The sequence below is a fragment of the Arthrobacter sp. FW306-06-A genome (genome assembly GCF_021870055.1).
Taxonomy (GTDB): Bacteria; Actinomycetota; Actinomycetes; order Actinomycetales; family Micrococcaceae; genus Arthrobacter.
Genome location: NZ_CP084552.1, coordinates 667,579 through 682,715, shown reverse-complemented (window position 1 = coordinate 682,715; position 15,137 = coordinate 667,579). Strand labels below are relative to the sequence as shown.

Annotated in this window: 14 protein-coding genes and 1 riboswitch; of the genes, 9 read left to right on the top strand and 5 right to left on the bottom strand. The window is 66.5% G+C overall.

Annotation, left to right across the window (positions count from 1 at the left end; all coding sequences use genetic code 11):
• Positions 1-83 precede the first annotated feature (83 nt).
• The 7 genes from LFT49_RS03395 to LFT49_RS03365 all read left to right on the top strand — a co-directional run bounded on the left by LFT49_RS03395 (position 84) and on the right by LFT49_RS03365 (position 8,031).
• Positions 84-899, top strand: a complete 816-nt coding sequence (locus LFT49_RS03395) for an ABC transporter ATP-binding protein (protein ID WP_237429748.1) — start codon at positions 84-86, stop codon at positions 897-899.
• Between the two features lie 159 nt (positions 900-1,058).
• Positions 1,059-2,111: an aliphatic sulfonate ABC transporter substrate-binding protein gene (locus tag LFT49_RS03390; protein ID WP_236800924.1), complete on the top strand. Its 1,053-nt coding sequence runs from the start codon at positions 1,059-1,061 to the stop codon at positions 2,109-2,111.
• On the top strand, positions 2,111-3,013 hold the full coding sequence (locus LFT49_RS03385) for an ABC transporter permease (RefSeq protein WP_237429747.1): 903 nt from the start codon (positions 2,111-2,113) through the stop codon (positions 3,011-3,013). Before LFT49_RS03390 ends, LFT49_RS03385 begins: the two co-directional genes overlap by 1 nt.
• Entirely contained in the window at positions 3,004-5,004 is a 2,001-nt protein-coding gene (acs, locus tag LFT49_RS03380; protein WP_237430463.1) for an acetate--CoA ligase, read from the top strand. The genes LFT49_RS03385 and acs overlap by 10 nt, the downstream gene beginning before the upstream one ends.
• Complete coding sequence (sfnG, locus tag LFT49_RS03375) at positions 5,001-6,194, top strand: dimethylsulfone monooxygenase SfnG (RefSeq protein WP_237429746.1); 1,194 nt, start codon at positions 5,001-5,003, stop codon at positions 6,192-6,194. Before acs ends, sfnG begins: the two co-directional genes overlap by 4 nt.
• Positions 6,194-7,540 (top strand): O-acetylhomoserine aminocarboxypropyltransferase/cysteine synthase family protein, encoded by a 1,347-nt coding sequence (locus LFT49_RS03370; protein ID WP_237429745.1) that lies wholly within the window; start codon positions 6,194-6,196, stop codon positions 7,538-7,540. The genes sfnG and LFT49_RS03370 overlap by 1 nt, the downstream gene beginning before the upstream one ends.
• Positions 7,537-8,031 (top strand): CoA-binding protein, encoded by a 495-nt coding sequence (locus LFT49_RS03365; protein WP_236800916.1) that lies wholly within the window; start codon positions 7,537-7,539, stop codon positions 8,029-8,031. The genes LFT49_RS03370 and LFT49_RS03365 overlap by 4 nt, the downstream gene beginning before the upstream one ends.
• Before the next feature lie 61 nt (positions 8,032-8,092).
• Here the strand turns inward: LFT49_RS03365 and LFT49_RS03360 are convergent, their stop codons facing one another.
• From LFT49_RS03360 to LFT49_RS03340, 5 genes are all read right to left on the bottom strand, one after another.
• On the bottom strand, positions 8,093-9,040 hold the full coding sequence (locus LFT49_RS03360) for a hypothetical protein (RefSeq protein ID WP_237429744.1): 948 nt from the start codon (positions 9,038-9,040) through the stop codon (positions 8,093-8,095).
• Positions 9,037-9,588 carry an RNA polymerase sigma factor gene (locus tag LFT49_RS03355; protein ID WP_237429743.1) on the bottom strand — a complete coding sequence of 184 codons (552 nt, stop codon included), beginning with the start codon at positions 9,586-9,588 and terminating at the stop codon, positions 9,037-9,039. The genes LFT49_RS03360 and LFT49_RS03355 overlap by 4 nt, the downstream gene beginning before the upstream one ends.
• A 134-nt stretch (positions 9,589-9,722) precedes the next feature.
• On the bottom strand, positions 9,723-9,962 hold the full coding sequence (locus LFT49_RS03350) for a hypothetical protein (protein ID WP_237429742.1): 240 nt from the start codon (positions 9,960-9,962) through the stop codon (positions 9,723-9,725).
• Between the two features lie 173 nt (positions 9,963-10,135).
• Positions 10,136-11,425, bottom strand: a complete 1,290-nt coding sequence (locus tag LFT49_RS03345) for an adenylosuccinate synthase (RefSeq protein WP_142131297.1) — start codon at positions 11,423-11,425, stop codon at positions 10,136-10,138.
• A 247-nt stretch (positions 11,426-11,672) separates the two neighbouring features.
• Positions 11,673-12,755: a M14 family zinc carboxypeptidase gene (locus LFT49_RS03340; RefSeq protein WP_237429741.1), complete on the bottom strand. Its 1,083-nt coding sequence runs from the start codon at positions 12,753-12,755 to the stop codon at positions 11,673-11,675.
• A 216-nt stretch (positions 12,756-12,971) separates the two neighbouring features.
• Positions 12,972-13,076: riboswitch (SAM riboswitch) on the top strand.
• Positions 13,077-13,089: 13 nt separating this feature from the next.
• Between LFT49_RS03340 and LFT49_RS03335 the strand changes: the two genes are divergently transcribed.
• A complete protein-coding gene (locus LFT49_RS03335) occupies positions 13,090-14,298 on the top strand; it encodes a cobalamin-independent methionine synthase II family protein (protein WP_236800911.1) in 1,209 nt (402 codons plus the stop codon).
• A 204-nt stretch (positions 14,299-14,502) separates the two neighbouring features.
• Positions 14,503-15,132, top strand: a complete 630-nt coding sequence (locus LFT49_RS03330; protein WP_236800910.1) for a uracil-DNA glycosylase — start codon at positions 14,503-14,505, stop codon at positions 15,130-15,132.
• Positions 15,133-15,137 lie beyond the last annotated feature (5 nt).

The following is a 15,137-nucleotide window of genomic DNA, read 5'->3' as shown; positions in this document are numbered from 1 at the left end:
TTGCAGCCGTGGGTACCGGAACTGACCACTCCGGCGAGGCTGCCTCCGTAGGGTGCTACTGCCAGGACCGATGGAGTGATCCTATGACCGCAGTTTTGTCGTCCCGGCCTGCCGGGACGAACCCCGCCCACGCGCCTGCCCTCCCCGTATCGTTCAGGAACCTGCGCCGCACTTTCGGGGCCGGCACCGCAGCCCATACCGTCCTCCGGGACGTGACCTTCGATGTGGCACCCGGAGAAGTGCTGGCCATCCTGGGACCCTCGGGTTGCGGAAAATCCACGCTCCTGCGCGCCACGGCAGGCCTGGACTTCCCGAGCGCCGGTTCCGTCGTCATTGAGGACACCCCGGTGCACGGCATCGATCCCCGGTGCGCCTTCGCCTTCCAGGAACCCCGGCTGCTGCCCTGGCACACCCTGCAGGCCAACGTGGCCATCGGCCTGCCCACCGGATGCAGTGCCAAGGAAGGCAAGGCAAAGGTAGCCCGCCTGCTGGAACTGGTGGGGCTGGAGAAATTCGCCAAGCACCGCCCCCGCGAGGTGTCCGGCGGCATGGCGCAGCGCGCCTCCCTGGCAAGGGCACTGGCCCGGAATCCCGGCGTCCTGCTGCTTGATGAACCCTTCGGGGCCCTGGATGCCCTCACCCGGATCAAGATGCAGGACTTGCTCCTGGACATCCACCGGGCAGAGCCCACCACCGTCCTGCTGGTCACCCACGACGTGGATGAAGCCCTGCAGCTCGCAGACCGAATCATCGTCCTCGGCCCCGACTCCGCCGGGCAAGGTGCAACCATCGTCAGGACCGTCCAGGTGCCCGGCAGCCGGCCGCGTGAACGCGCCTCAGCCGAACTCGCCCTCATGCGCAGCTCACTCCTGGAAACGCTGGGCGTCGACGGGCACTGAAGGCTCCTGACGAGGAGCCGCTGGCACCCCTAAAGCCTTCACCGGCCCCCGGTGGCCCACGCCGCCGTCGGACCTTACCGCCTGGCGGGCGCAGCCTGGCCTCCCCCGTTCCACACCGCACAATTCCGCACCGTTCCATCCCGCTTTCGAAGGAAACCAATGCCGCACGCATCGCCCATCTCCCGCCGTTCAGTCCTTGGCGCAGCAGCCCTGGCCGTCTCCACGGTCCTGGCACTCACCGGATGCGTAGCAGGGGAAGGTTCCTCCGGCAGCGCGGCCGCAGCCGGCAGCAGCAAGGGCGGCGGCACCCTGAACATCGACTTCGCCACCTACAACCCGCTGAGCCTGGTCATCAAGAAGCAGGGGTGGCTCGAGGCCAGCCTCAAGGACCAGGGCGTCACCGTGAACTGGGTACAGTCCGCCGGGTCCAACAAAGCGAACGAGGCGCTGCGTTCCGGCGCGATCGACGTCGGTTCCACCGCCGGCTCCGCCGCCCTCCTGGCCCGGGCCAACGGCTCCGAAATCAAGACCATCGACATCTTCTCGCAGCCCGAGTGGGCGGCCCTGGTGGCACCGGCCGGCTCAGACATCAAGTCCGTGGCCGACCTCAAGGGCAAGTCCATCGCCGCCACCAAGGGCACCGACCCCTACTTCTTCCTCCTGCAGTCACTGGAGCAGGCCGGACTGAAGCCCGGCGACGTGACGGTCCAGAACCTGCAGCACGCCGACGGCCGCACCGCCTTGGAGAACGGCTCGGTCCAGGCCTGGTCCGGGCTGGACCCGATCATGGCGGGAGCGGAGCAGAAGGGTGCCAAGCTCTTCTACCGCAACCTGGACTTCAACACCTACGGCTTCCTCAACGCCACCGAATCCTTCCTGAAGAACAAGCCGGAACTGGCACAGGCCGTGGTAAACGCCTACGAAAAGGCCCGCGCCTGGGCCGCACAGAACCCGGACCAGACCGCCCAGATCCTGGCCGACGTGGCCGGCCTGGACCTCCCCGTGGCCAAGACCGTGGTCCTGGAGCGCAGCAACCTGGACGTCAACCCGGCACCGGGTGACGCCCAGCGCAAAGTACTGGAGAAGATCGGCCCCACCTTCGTGGAGACCGGCGACGTCAAGACGCAGAAGCAGATTGACGACGCCGTGGCCTCCCTTCTCGACGACTCGCTGGTGAAGAAGGCTGACCCGTCAGCCATCAAGGCCTCCTGATGAGCTACCCAGGAGAGCCATACACCACCGGCGCAAGTGTTGCGGATGGACGTGCTGCAGCCGCCACCGCAACCTCGGCAGACGCCGCCCAGCCGGGCGCCGCCACGGCACCCGCTCCGGCACCGGGATGGTCTCCCGCCGGAGTCCTTTCCAGGAACTGGGCGCGTCTGCCCCTTGGCCTGATCATTCCGGCGGCCCTGCTGGCAGCGTGGCAACTTGCCTCCACCAGCGGGATGTTCACCGTGGTCCAGCTCCCCCCGCCGGCCATGGTGCTGTCCGCTGCGGGCGAGCTCGTGGACCGCGGTGAGCTGTGGACCCACATCGCTATCTCCACCCAACGGGTCCTGATCGGATTCCTGGTGGGCGCAGCCCTGGGCCTGGTCCTCGGCGCAACCGTGGGACTTTCCAAAATCGCCGACGCCCTGCTGGCACCCACCATCGGCGCACTCCGGGCAGTACCCTCGCTGGCCTGGGTGCCGCTGCTGATCCTGTGGATGAAGATCGGCGAGGACTCCAAGGTCACGCTCATCATCATCGGCGCCTTCTTCCCGGTGTTCACCACCGTCTCCCTGGCGCTGCGCCACGTGGACCGCAACCTGGTGGAGGCCGCCCGCGCCTTCGGGCTCAAGGGGATCCGGCTGCTGACCACCGTGCAGCTGCCCGCCGTCGTCCCCGCCGTGTTCTCCGGCCTGCGCCTGGCCCTTGCCCAGGCATGGCTGTTCCTGGTGGCGGCTGAGCTGATCGCGTCCTCCATGGGACTGGGCTTCCTCTTGATCGACTCGCAGAACAACGGCCGCACAGACCGTCTGCTCCTGGCCATCGTGATGCTGGCCGTGATTGGAAAGATTACCGACGCCCTGCTGGGCCTGGCCGAAAAATGGGCGGTGAAACGATGGGCGTGAGCACCACCGAAACGTTGGACCAGAGCACTGGGGTGCACCCGGACAACGTTGCTTTCTGGGAGCAGCAGGCGCTGCGCCTGGACTGGGACACCCGCTGGCACACCGCTCACCGCTGGGTCCCGGCAGACCCGGAGGCGGGCCGCGGCCCGGAGATCACGTGGTTCGAGGGCGGCAAGCTCAACGTGGCCGCCAACTGCGTAGACCGCCACGTGGCGGCAGGCCGGGGCAACAAGGTGGCACTCCACTTCGAAGGGGAGCCGGGCGACCGCCGGTCCATCACCTACGCCGAACTCCAGCGCGAGGTGTCCAAGGCAGCCAACGCGCTCCTGGCCCTCGGCATCACCAAGGGCGACCGCGTAGTCATCTACCTCCCCGTCATCCCCGAAACCATCATCATCACCCTGGCCGTGGCCCGCATCGGCGCCATCCACTCCCTGGTCTTCGGCGGCTTCTCCGCGGAGGCACTGAAGTTCCGGGTGGAGGACACCCGCGCCAAGCTGTTGGTGACCACCGACGGCCAGTTCCGGCGCGGCACAGCCGTTCCCGTCAAGGACAACGCCGACGCCGCGGTAGCCGGCGAGAACGCGATCGAACACGTCCTGGTGGTCAACCGCACCACCCAGGCCGCCGACCTGGCAACCGTCCCCATGACCGAGGGCCGCGACCTTTGGTGGCACGACGTCGTCGACACCGCCGCGGACGTCCACGAGCCGGAGGCGTTCGACGCCGAGACGCCGCTGTTCATCATGTACACCTCCGGCACCACCGGCAAACCCAAGGGCCTGGTGCATACCTCCGGCGGTTACCTCACGCAGGCGTGCTGGAGCTTCGAGCACCTGTTCAGCAACCCGGATCCGGCCCTTCGGGATGAGGACGTGCACTGGTGCACCGCCGACCTCGCCTGGGTCACCGCCCACACGTATGAGATCTACGGCCCGCTGTCCAACGGCGTCACCCAGGTGATCTTCGAGGGCACGCCCAACACTCCCCATCCGGGCCGGCACTTCGAGATCATCGAGCGCTACGGCGTGACGCAGTACTACACCGCGCCCACGCTGGTCCGTTCTCTGATGGGCTGGTTCCCGGACGGCGTGCCGGACACTTACGACCTCTCCTCGATCCGCCTGCTGGGCACCGTGGGCGAGGCTGTCAATCCCGAGGCCTGGCGTTGGCTGCGGGAGAACGTGGGCGCGGGCACAGCGCCGGTGGTGGACACCTGGTGGCAGTCCGAGACCGGCGCCACCATTCTCTCCCCCGCCCCCACGGACACCAGCTTCAAGCCGGGTTGCGCGGCCCGTCCGCTGCCCGGCGTCAGCACCAGGATCGTGGACGACGGCGGCGCCACCGTTGCGCCGGGCGTCCAGGGATACATCGTGGTTGACTCCCCCGGGCCCGCCATCGCGCGGACCGTCTGGGGGAACGCGCGCCGCTACTTCGATTCCTACTGGAGCAAGTACGCGGACCAGGGCTGGTTCCTGGCCGGCGACGGCGCCAAGTACGATTCCGACGGCGACATCTGGATCCTGGGCCGGGTGGATGACACCCTCAACGTCTCAGGCCACCTGCTCTCCACTATCGAGATCGAGTCCGCCCTGGTCTCGCACCCGGACGTGGTGGAGGCAGGCGTCTGCCCGGTGGCGGACCCGAAGACCGGCCATGCCGTGGTCGCCTTCGTCGTCCCCACCCGCCCCCTCCCCTCGCAAGCTCGGGCAGGGAACCCTGCGGGCGTGGGCCCATCCAGCGTCGCCGCCTTCGCTGAGGACCTCCGCAACCACGTGGCCAAGGAGATCGGCCCCATCGCCAAGCCGCGTGACGTCGTCGTGGTCCCTGACGTCCCCAAGACGCGCAGCGGCAAGATCATGCGCCGGCTGCTCACCCAGCTGTTCGAAGGAACACCGCTGGGCGACACCACCTCACTCCAGAACGAGCCGGCCATCGCCGGCATCCAGGAAGTCCTGCAGCAGCGGGCCCTACCGAAGGAAGAATCATGACAGACATCAGCAACGTCGCACGTCTCTCCGAACCGCTCAAGTTCGCCTACTGGGTGCCCAACGTCTCCGGCGGCCTGGTGGTATCCACCATCGAACAGCGCACCGGCTGGGACTTCGACTACAACAAGAAGCTGGCGCGCATCGCCGAGGAGTCCGGGTTCGAGTACGCCCTGACCCAGACCCGCTACGCCGCCTCCTACGGAGCGGACAAGCAGCACGAGGCCACCTCGTTCAGCCTGGCCCTGCTCGCCGCCACGGAGCGCCTCAAGGTGATCGCCGCCGTCCACCCGGGCATGTGGCACCCCGGTGTCCTGGCGAAGTACATCATCACCGCGGACCACATCTCCAACGGCCGCGCTGCTGTCAACATCGTTTCCGGCTGGCTGAAGAGCGAGTTCACCAACTTCGGCCTGGAGTGGCTGGAACACGACGAGCGCTACGTCCGCACCGAGGAATTCATCAACGTCCTGCGCGGCCTGTGGACCGAGCAGGAGTACAGCCAGTCCGGCAAGTACTACAACATCACCGACTTCACCCTGAACCCCGCCCCGGTCAACGTTCCCGGCCGCGCCCACCCCGAGATCTTCTTCGGCGGCAATTCGACGGCGGCCCAGGCCACCGCGGGCCGGGTGGCGGACTGGTACTTCTCCAACGGCAAGGACCTGGAGGGTTTCAAGGAGAACATCGCCGGTGTTGTCGCCTCGGCCGGCGAGGCCCGGCGCGGCACCGAAGGGCAGCTCGCCGCTCCGAGGTTCGGCCTGAACGGTTTCGTCATCGCCCGCGACTCCGAGAAGGAGGCCCGGGACACCCTGCGCGAGATCGTCGAGAAGGCACACAAGCCCGCCGTCCAGGGGTTCCGCGACGCGGTGCAGGAGGCCGGGGCGTCCACCAAGGACGGCAAGGGCATGTGGGCCGACTCCACGTTCGAGGACCTGATCCAGTACAACGACGGGTTCAAGACCCAGCTGATCGGTACCCCGGAGCAGATCGCCGAGCGGATCGTCGAGTACAAGAAGATCGGCGTGAACCTCTTCCTCACCTGCTACCTGCACTTCCAGGAGGAGGTGGCGGCGTTCGGCCGGGACATCCTGCCGATCGTCCGCGAACTGGAAGCGGACCTGGCCCGCAAGAACGGCACCGAGCTCGACCTGTCCATCACCCCGGTTGCCGCCGAGGCGGTGACTGTCTGATGGCTGAGCGTACTTTCGGTTTCCGCACCCGCGCCCTGCACGCCGGCGGCACCCCCGACGCCGAGCACGGCGCCCGCGCGGTCCCCATTTACCAGACCACGTCCTTCGTCTTCAAGGACACCAACGACGCCGCCAACCTGTTCGCCCTGCAGAAGTACGGCAACATCTACTCCCGCATCGGCAACCCCACGGTGGCGGCGTTCGAGGAGCGCATCGCGTCCCTCGAAGGCGGCATCGGAGCGGTAGCGACGTCGTCAGGCATGGCCGCGGAGTTCATCACCTTCGCCGCGCTCACCCAGGCGGGCGACCACATCGTGGCCGCCTCCCAGCTGTACGGCGGCACGGTGACCCAGCTGGACGTGACCCTGCGCCGGTTCGGCGTGGACACCACGTTCGTCCCCGGCACGGACCCGGCGGACTATGCCGCGGCTGTCCAGGACAACACCAAGGCGATCTTCGTCGAGGTGGTGGCCAACCCGTCGTCGGAAGTCCAGGACCTTGCCGCCCTGGCCAAGGTGGCGCACGACGCCGGCATCCCCTTGGTGGTCGACGCCACCTTGAGCACGCCGTACCTCGTGCGGCCCATCGAGCACGGCGCCGACATCGTGATCCACTCCGCCACGAAGTTCCTGGGCGGCCACGGCACCACGCTCGGCGGCGTGGTGGTGGAAAGCGGCCGCTTCAACTGGGGCAACGGCAAGTTCCCCACCATGACCGAGCCCGTGGCTTCCTACGGAAACGTCTCCTGGTGGGGCAACTTCGGCGAGTACGGCTTCCTCACCAAGCTCCGCTCGGAGCAGCTGCGCGACATCGGCCCTGCCCTGTCGCCGCAGTCGGCGTTCCAGCTGCTCCAGGGCGTCGAAACCCTGCCGCAGCGGCTCGACGAGCACTTGAAGAACGCCCAGGCCGTGGCCGAGTGGCTGGAAAACGATGACCGGGTGGCCTATGTCAACTACTCCGGGCTGCCGTCGCACCCACACTTCGAACGGGCGCGGAAGTACCTGCCGCAGGGCCCCGGCTCGGTCTTCTCCTTTGGAGTCAAGGGCGGGCGCGCTGCCGGCCAGAAGTTCATCGAGTCGCTGCAGCTGGCCTCGCACCTTGCCAACGTGGGTGACTCCCGGACCTTGGTGATCCACCCCGGCTCCACCACCCACCAGCAGCTCAGCGCGGCACAGCTGGAATCCGCCGGCGTGCCGGAGGACCTGGTCCGCATCTCCGTGGGCCTGGAGGACATCGAGGACATCCTGTGGGACCTGGACCAGGCACTCACCGAGGCGTCCAAAGCGGTGCCCGGAGCCGTCGCTGAAGAACCCGCAGAAGCCTGCACGATCGGAGCAAACGCATGAGCACCGCCGAACGTACCTGGACGGGCCCGTCCGCACCGGAGCGGCTCTCCCTGCTCCGGCAGGCGAAGTCCATCGCGATTGTTGGCGCGTCGGACAAGCCGTCACGGGCCAGCTACTTCGTGGCCACCTACCTGCTGTCATCCACGCGCTACAAGGTGTACTTCGTCAACCCCGTGGTCAAGGAGATCCTGGGACAGCCCACCTACGCGTCGCTGGCGGACCTGCCGGAAAGCCCGGACATCGTTGACGTGTTCCGCAAGCACGACGACCTTCCCGGCGTCCTCGATGAGGCAGTGGCCGCGGGCGCCAAGACGCTCTGGCTGCAGCTGGGGTCCTGGCATGAAGGCGTGGCGGCCGACGCAGAAGCCGCCGGGCTCAATGTGGTCATGGACCGTTGCGTGAAGATTGAGCACGCGCGCTTCCATGGCGGGCTCCACCTGGCCGGTTTCGATACTGGCGTGGTTTCCTCCAAGCGCCAGGTCCTGGCGTGATGCTTCCGCTCGAATGAGAACAGCGGGCCCGTTTCAACGGGCCCGCTGTTCTTTTTAACGGCTATTTGGCCGGGGAGGCGCCCTTCTGGGCGTTGCCCGGGCTTCCGCCCTGTGACTGGCCCTGTGCTGGCTGCCCGGCATTACCAGTGGAGCCTGCCGACTTCTGGGCCCCGGCACCGGCGGTCCCCGGGACCCCGGCCGAGCTGTTGCCTGCCGGCGGTTCAGCTTTCCCCGCTCCTGGCGGGCTTGGCGCTACTGCCGTTCCTTCGGCCCCGGCCGATCCGGCGGTGTCCTTGCCGCTGCCGGCTCCATTGTCCTGTGCAGCTGCCCCGGACGCACCCTTATCCCCGGTCGCACCGCACTTCGCTGTACCTGTTTCGGATTCATGCCTTACCGGGCCGGTGCATGGCGGGAGGTTGGTGCGGCCGGACAGGCCTGCGTGGCCCCGCAGGAGGCGTGACGCCAAATTTGCGGCGTCGGCAGGCCCGGCAGGAGCAGCGGAAGAAGCCGTCTCCCCGTCTGTCGCCATTTTGGGGGCACCGTGACCCGCGCCGGCGGCCCCGGCACCGTCCCCAGTGGCTGACGCGTCAGCGGCGGGCCGGCTCCACGGAACCCACTCCTCCAGCACTTGCTCCATGCTGCTGCCGTCCGGGGTGGTGGTGCCGGCAGCAACTCCGCCAACACCGAGTCCCATCCCGGCAACCAGTACCAGACCGAGCGCCGTGGGGCGATGGCGGCGACGGCGGCGGGCGAGTTCGTCGTGCCGCTGGTCACGGGGCTGCTCGTGCGGCAGCTCAGCAGTCGGCTCATCCGAATCAGGCACTTCAGCCGTTGGCGGCACACCCGCAGCAAGCAAGGCGGCCAGCTCCCCGGTGGGCGCGGGGACGGGCAGCGATGCCATGGTGCCGAGCGAGAGCAGCACGTCACGAAGTTCCGCGTCCTGGCCGCAGCCTGCGTCCTGAAGCACGTCGTCCACAAGGATGGCGAGGTTATCCGAGGCGGATGTCATGGCGTGAGATACTCCTTAACTGCCTTAAGTTCCCGGAGTTTGAGCAAGGCGCGCCGCTGCAGTTGTTTTACCGCTCCGGCGCTCTTATCCATGGCTTCCGCCGTCTGTTCTATCGAAAGGCCGCCCACCAGCCGAAGCGACAGCACTTCCCGCTGGTCCTGGGGCAGTCCGTCCAGCAGCCCAAGGACTTCCCGGGGCGAGATGCGCTGCAGGGCTTCATTCTCCGCAGAGGTATCTTCGCGCTGATCGAGTTCGGGCTCGAAAGACAGCTTGACTGGAGTCCGGCTTTGGCGGCGGTAGTCATCCACCATCCGGGCGTGGGCAACGGAGAAGATGAACGTACGCAGCCCGGCTTCTCCTCCGTGGACGGTGTTGAGCCTGGGCAGCACCGAAAGGAATACTTCCTGCATGGCGGCCTCCGGATCCTCGACTCCCCGGGCCGTGAGATAGCCCAGTACCTGTGATGCGTATGTCTTGTAGACGAGGCTGAAGGCAGCGGTCCCGGAAACTGGCTGGTCCGGAGCCTCGTCTGTCTGTGCATCGGTCACTGACGTAGTGCTTTCCGTCAAAGAGGGTGTTGGCAAGGCAAGCGCTCAGTACATCCGGAACGCTGGCCCCACTCTACCCTTCGGTAACCACCCCGCCAGAACCGCCACGGCCCCGTGGACGGGCCAGTGCGGGGTCACGCCGGGGGAAGCTGCACGTGGGGAAAGACAAAAGAGCCGGTCTGGAACGTGATGGGGGACAGGTTCCAGACCGGCACTTCATAGGGGTAATCGCCGACGCTGCCGGGAGGGTTACGCGTTTTCAAAAAAAATTCCTCGTAGGGTCCCGAGACCGCGATCACTCCCCCGTCAGCAGCCAAGAGCCGGAACCGGAAGAACAAATCAGCATCAATGAATGCTTCGAATTTTCCAGCCATGACGGTCCTTCCTTGGGCACCAGGGGGTATTACCGAGTGTGGCTTCCCCACCATCGGCCTCACAAGACCGGCCGCGTTAAGCCTGTGTAAATTGCTTCCCCACGCCAAAGCCAACGGCAGGCCACCTGCAAAGGTGGCCTGCCGCCGTCGTTATCCTGCGCTCTAAGCGCGGATTAGTCGTTGATGAGGTCGTTCACCACGATGGTCTGGTCCCGGTCCGGGCCCACGCCGATGGCGGAGAAGCGGGTGCCGGAGAGCTTCTCCAGCGCCAGCACGTAGTTCCGGGCGTTCTCCGGCAGGTCCGCAAGGGTGCGGGCGCCGGTGATGTCCTCGGTCCAACCGTCGAAGTACTCGAAGATGGGCTTGGCGTGGTGGAACTCGGTCTGCGTCATGGGCATCTCATCGTGCCGAACGCCGTCCACGTCGTAGGCCACGCACACGGGGATCTGTTCGATGCCGGTGAGCACGTCCAGCTTGGTCACGAAGTAATCCGTGAAACCGTTCACGCGCGAGGCGTGGCGGGCCAGCACGGCGTCGTACCAGCCGCAGCGGCGCGGGCGCCCGGTGTTGACGCCGAATTCGCCGCCGGTCTTCTGCAGGTACATGCCCATCTCGTCGAAGAGTTCCGTGGGGAAAGGTCCGGCGCCAACGCGGGTGGTGTAGGCCTTGATGATGCCGATGGAGCGCGAAATCCGGGTGGGCCCGATGCCGGAGCCCACCGACGCGCCGCCGGCCGTGGGGTTGGAGGAGGTCACGAACGGGTAGGTGCCGTGGTCCACGTCCAGGAAGGTGGCCTGGCCGCCCTCCATCAACACCACTTTGCCCTCATCCAGGGCGGAGTTCAGGACCAGGGTGCTGTCGATGACCAGAGGGCGGAGCCGCTCGGCATAGGACAGGAAGTACTCCACGATCTCGTCCACCACCACGCTGCGGCGGTTGTAGACCTTGACCAGGAGCTCGTTCTTCTGCCGCAGCGAGCCTTCCACCTTCTGGCGGAGGATGGATTCGTCGAAGACGTCCTGGACGCGGATGCCCAGCCGGGCCACCTTGTCCATGTAGGCGGGGCCGATGCCGCGGCCGGTGGTTCCGATGGCACGCTTGCCGAGGAAGCGTTCGGTCACCTTGTCCAGGACCTGGTGGTACGGGGCCACGAGGTGGGCATTGGCGGAGACGCGCAGTTTGGAGGTGTCTGCACCGCGGGCCTGCAGGCCGTCGATTTCCTGGAAGAGGGCCTCGAGGTTCACTACGCAGCCGTTGCCGATGATGGGAACGGCATTGGGGCTGAGGATGCCTGCCGGCAGCAGCTTGAGTTCGTACTTTTCACCGCCCACGACGACGGTGTGCCCGGCGTTGTTGCCGCCGTTGGGCTTGACGACGTAGTCAACACGGCCGCCCAGCAGGTCGGTGGCCTTGCCTTTTCCTTCGTCGCCCCACTGGGCTCCTACGATCACAATTGCTGGCATGGGATCCTCCCCCATTCGTTCGGGCTGCCGGGTTACCACGAGGTGGCGGGCCATGCAGCACCGTTCATGAGAATGCCCCGAACATACCGGCCTTCACACAGCCGCAGCACGGCACGGCGAAGGAAGAGTTCCGGGGCTCTTACCACCCAAGTTTAGCCGATGGGGCACTTGGTCCTTCGTTGGCCCCGCCGCGGCCCGTCATGCGGGAAGGGCCGCGGCGGGCCTGGTCAGAACCGCCGCCGCGCTGCTATTCGTCCTCAGCCTCCCCGGCGGCCCGGGACGTCTGCTCGGCGAGGGTGTCCCAGAAGGAAATGTCGGCGTCGGCAATCGAACCGTCAGCAATGGCGGCGGCGGTGGACGTCAGCGTGGTGACCGTCTGCTTGATCAGATAGCCGTTGCTGCGCTGGCCCAGTGCGTAGCCGTCCAGGTAGTGGTCGGACATGCCGCGCATCTCGAAGAGCAAGGTGGCAATGCCGTATTCCACGGAGATGCCGTTGCGGCTGATGGTTTCGGCGCTGCCGCCCTGGTATTTGCCCAGGTGGCCCCAACCGGTGGAGTCGACGTTGTTGAAGACCACGGCGCCCAACTGCTTGGACTTTTCGACGACGGCCGGGTCGGCGTTGGGGGTGGTGGGGTACAGGATGGAGCCGGAAACCAGCTTGCCGTCGCGCTCCGCCCGGGTGCCCTGGTGGTGCAGGTCGATCATGTAGTCGATCCGGTACTTGCGCATCACGTTGTTGTGCAGCGCCTGGGTCTCCGGCTGGATCTTGGCCACGTGGTCGCGGTTCAGGTCCACGCCCTCGGCGTTGTAGCGGGTGAGGTGCCGGTCCCCCTTGGCGAGGTAGTTGTCCAGGGAGAAGTTCACGTCCCCCATGGCGCCGTCCGCGTTGAGCATGGGCACCACCAGGATGTTCGCGCCTTTGAGGATGTCCGCCGACTTGCCGGTGCCCAGGTGCTTGATGAGCTCCATGGCGCCCTCGGTGGTGAGCTGTTCGTTGCCGTGCTGCTGGGTCAGGTAAAGGATGGTGGGCTTGGCCGGGTCCGAGATGTACTTGACCAGGTGGATGTCACGGCCCTTGACGGTCTGGCCGATGACTTCCAGTTCCATGGCGGGCTGGCGGGCGTCCTGGTCCTTCAGGAAGGAAACCATCTGGTCATAGGTGGCCAGTTTTGTTGTGGTGATCTGGCCGTTGCCGTCATAGCTGGGGCCCTCGCCCACTGCATTTGCCAGCGGGGCCGGTCCCGCCACGACGGCGAGCGCCAGAACGCCGGAAAGGGCAAGGTTCCGAAGGTTTGCCAGGGGTTTGTTCACGGTGCATGACCTCTTCATTGAGTGCGGTGGTTCTTTGGGTCGAGTGGGTGGCAGCCGCCATGTCCCTCATTCGGCTGTGACAAGAAGCCAACCAAGCTGGACATAATCTGTCAATACGCTGGACGAAACCTGTAAGGATGCAAACGGGAGTGCAGGAGTAAAAGAAGGCCTGCCTGGCGCGACACAAAGTGGACCGGACTTGCCCGCGTGGAGCGTCTCGATTTAAGTGGGAGGGAACCATCCGGAGCGGCCGAGAGACCTGGCTCGATGACGCCGCAGCAACCCCGGTCCGGCAGGATTCCTGCCGGCCGAAGGTGCTACTGCCAGGACCGATGGAAAGGAAGATTCCAGCATGTCACTGAACACCGACCACATCCGCGTCACCCACGCCGGTTCCCTGCCCCGCACCCCGGAACTCATCGCGGCGAACGCCGCCAAGGAAGCCGATGGCATCACCCCGGAATTCCTCCAACTGCTTGAGGCCTCCGTGGTGGACGTGGTGCAGCGCCAGAAGGACCTAGGCATCGACATCCCCAACGACGGCGAATACGGACACGCCATGTCCAGTTCCGTGGATTACGGTGCTTGGTGGAACTACTCCTTCGCACGCCTCGGCGGCCTGGAGCCCACCAATGTGGACCGCTGGGCCGAAGCCGGGGTCCGCCGCTCGTCACCCGGCCATGTGGTCCTGACGTCCTTCCCCGACCGCCGGGATCGGCAGGCGTTCAACGAGGCGTACAACGATCCTTCCTCCGGCATCCTCACCCACCGCAAGAGCGTCGCCCAGCCCAAGATCGCCGGGCCCCTGACCTACACCGGCCAGGATCTGGTGGCATCGGATATCAGGAACTTGAAGACCGGGCTCGCCGCCGCAGGCCTCTCAGACGGTTTCGTGGCGTCCCTCTCCCCCGGCTCCTGCGCCAGGGTAGCCAACGAGTACTACAAGTCCGACGAGGAACTCGTCTACGCCTGCGCCGACGCCATGCGGGAGGAATACAAGGCGATCATCGACGCCGGGCTCACCGTGCAGCTTGATGACCCGTCCCTGGCCGAGAGCTGGGACCAGATCAACCCCGAGCCCTCCTTGGAGGACTATCTGAAGTTCATCCAACTGCGCATCGAGGCCACCAACTGGGCCCTCCGGGATCTCCCCCAGGAACAGATCCGGCTGCACGTCTGCTGGGGATCCTGGCATGGCCCGCACACCACGGACATCCCCTTCGCGGACATTATCGGCTCCGTGCTGCAGGTCAACGCCGGGGCGTACTCCTTCGAGGCCGCCAACGTGCGCCATGAACACGAATGGCGGGTCTGGGAGGACACCAAGCTGCCCGAGGGCAAGGTCATCATTCCGGGCGTCGTGTCGCATGCCACCAACGTGGTGGAGCACCCTGACCTGGTGGCGGACCGCATCGTGCGTTTCGCCGACGTGGTGGGCCGGGAGAACGTCATTGCCTCTACCGACTGCGGCCTGGGCGGCCGGGTGCACCCGCAGATCGCCTTCGCCAAGCTGGAAGCGCTGGGCGAGGGCGCCCGTCGGGCCACCAACCGGCTCTGGTAATCCGCTTGCCATCCGGGGCGCCGGCTGTTCCTTCCATCACCGGAAAGGGGCGGCCGGCGTTTCGCTTCCCGGGTCTTGCTAAACTGGGGAAGGCCGGCGAGGTCCGGCCCACCCCAACCAACCGCTGCTGATGCGTTTGCGCTTGCCCGCGCCCTCATCTGCCGGCGGCAGCAACGCCAATCCCCGCAGGAGAACCAGCACTTCATGACAGCCCTGGCCCCCGAAACATTCCACGAACAGCTCATGAGCCGCCGCTACGAACCCAGCGTTGCAGCCGTCAACGAACTCTGCGATTCCCTGCGGGAGACCAAACCAGGAACCGTGGTCCCCTACGTCGACCCCATGCACGACGTTGAGGAATGCCGCATCATCAGCCTCTACTCCAACATCGGCGAGGCGGATCCGTCCGGCTTCATCACCGCCGGCGACCAGGACGCCGCAACCCGGATGCTGGGCATCCAGTGGAAGCTGGGCCTGCGCCCCGAGTTCGTGATGCCTTGGAACGTCCACCCCTGGCACGTTCCCGGCGAAGCCAACGGGAAGTTCACCCCGGACCAGGTCCAGGCCGGCCTCAAGCCCCTGCTGAAGTTCCTGGCCTTGGTCCCCCGCGCATCGGTCATCGTGGCGCACGGCACCGAAGCCAACCGCCTGGCCAACCTGCTGCTGAAGACCGAGGTTCCCCTGCTGTGGCGCCGCGGCCTGAAGACCTACAAGGTCCGCTCGCTAAGCGGCCGCGCGTTCGCCGGTTCCCCTGCACGCCAGGAGGAGTTCCTCGAGGACATGCGGACGGCGTATGCAGACGCCATGGCCCGGACCGGCATCGCGAAGCCCTGAATCGT

Excerpts from the sequence above, each read along its gene's own strand:
- LFT49_RS03395 (WP_237429748.1), top strand. The coding sequence starts at position 84 with ATGACCGCAGTTTTGTCGTCCCGGCCTGCCGGGACGAACCCCGCCCAC.
- LFT49_RS03390 (WP_236800924.1), top strand. The coding sequence starts at position 1,059 with ATGCCGCACGCATCGCCCATCTCCCGCCGTTCAGTCCTTGGCGCAGCA.
- LFT49_RS03385 (WP_237429747.1), top strand. The coding sequence starts at position 2,111 with ATGAGCTACCCAGGAGAGCCATACACCACCGGCGCAAGTGTTGCGGAT.
- acs (WP_237430463.1), top strand. The coding sequence starts at position 3,004 with ATGGGCGTGAGCACCACCGAAACGTTGGACCAGAGCACTGGGGTGCAC.
- sfnG (WP_237429746.1), top strand. The coding sequence starts at position 5,001 with ATGACAGACATCAGCAACGTCGCACGTCTCTCCGAACCGCTCAAGTTC.
- LFT49_RS03370 (WP_237429745.1), top strand. The coding sequence starts at position 6,194 with ATGGCTGAGCGTACTTTCGGTTTCCGCACCCGCGCCCTGCACGCCGGC.
- LFT49_RS03365 (WP_236800916.1), top strand. The coding sequence starts at position 7,537 with ATGAGCACCGCCGAACGTACCTGGACGGGCCCGTCCGCACCGGAGCGG.
- LFT49_RS03360 (WP_237429744.1), bottom strand. The coding sequence starts at position 9,040 with ATGACATCCGCCTCGGATAACCTCGCCATCCTTGTGGACGACGTGCTT.
- LFT49_RS03350 (WP_237429742.1), bottom strand. The coding sequence starts at position 9,962 with ATGGCTGGAAAATTCGAAGCATTCATTGATGCTGATTTGTTCTTCCGG.
- LFT49_RS03345 (WP_142131297.1), bottom strand. The coding sequence starts at position 11,425 with ATGCCAGCAATTGTGATCGTAGGAGCCCAGTGGGGCGACGAAGGAAAA.
- LFT49_RS03340 (WP_237429741.1), bottom strand. The coding sequence starts at position 12,755 with ATGAAGAGGTCATGCACCGTGAACAAACCCCTGGCAAACCTTCGGAAC.
- LFT49_RS03335 (WP_236800911.1), top strand. The coding sequence starts at position 13,090 with ATGTCACTGAACACCGACCACATCCGCGTCACCCACGCCGGTTCCCTG.
- LFT49_RS03330 (WP_236800910.1), top strand. The coding sequence starts at position 14,503 with ATGACAGCCCTGGCCCCCGAAACATTCCACGAACAGCTCATGAGCCGC.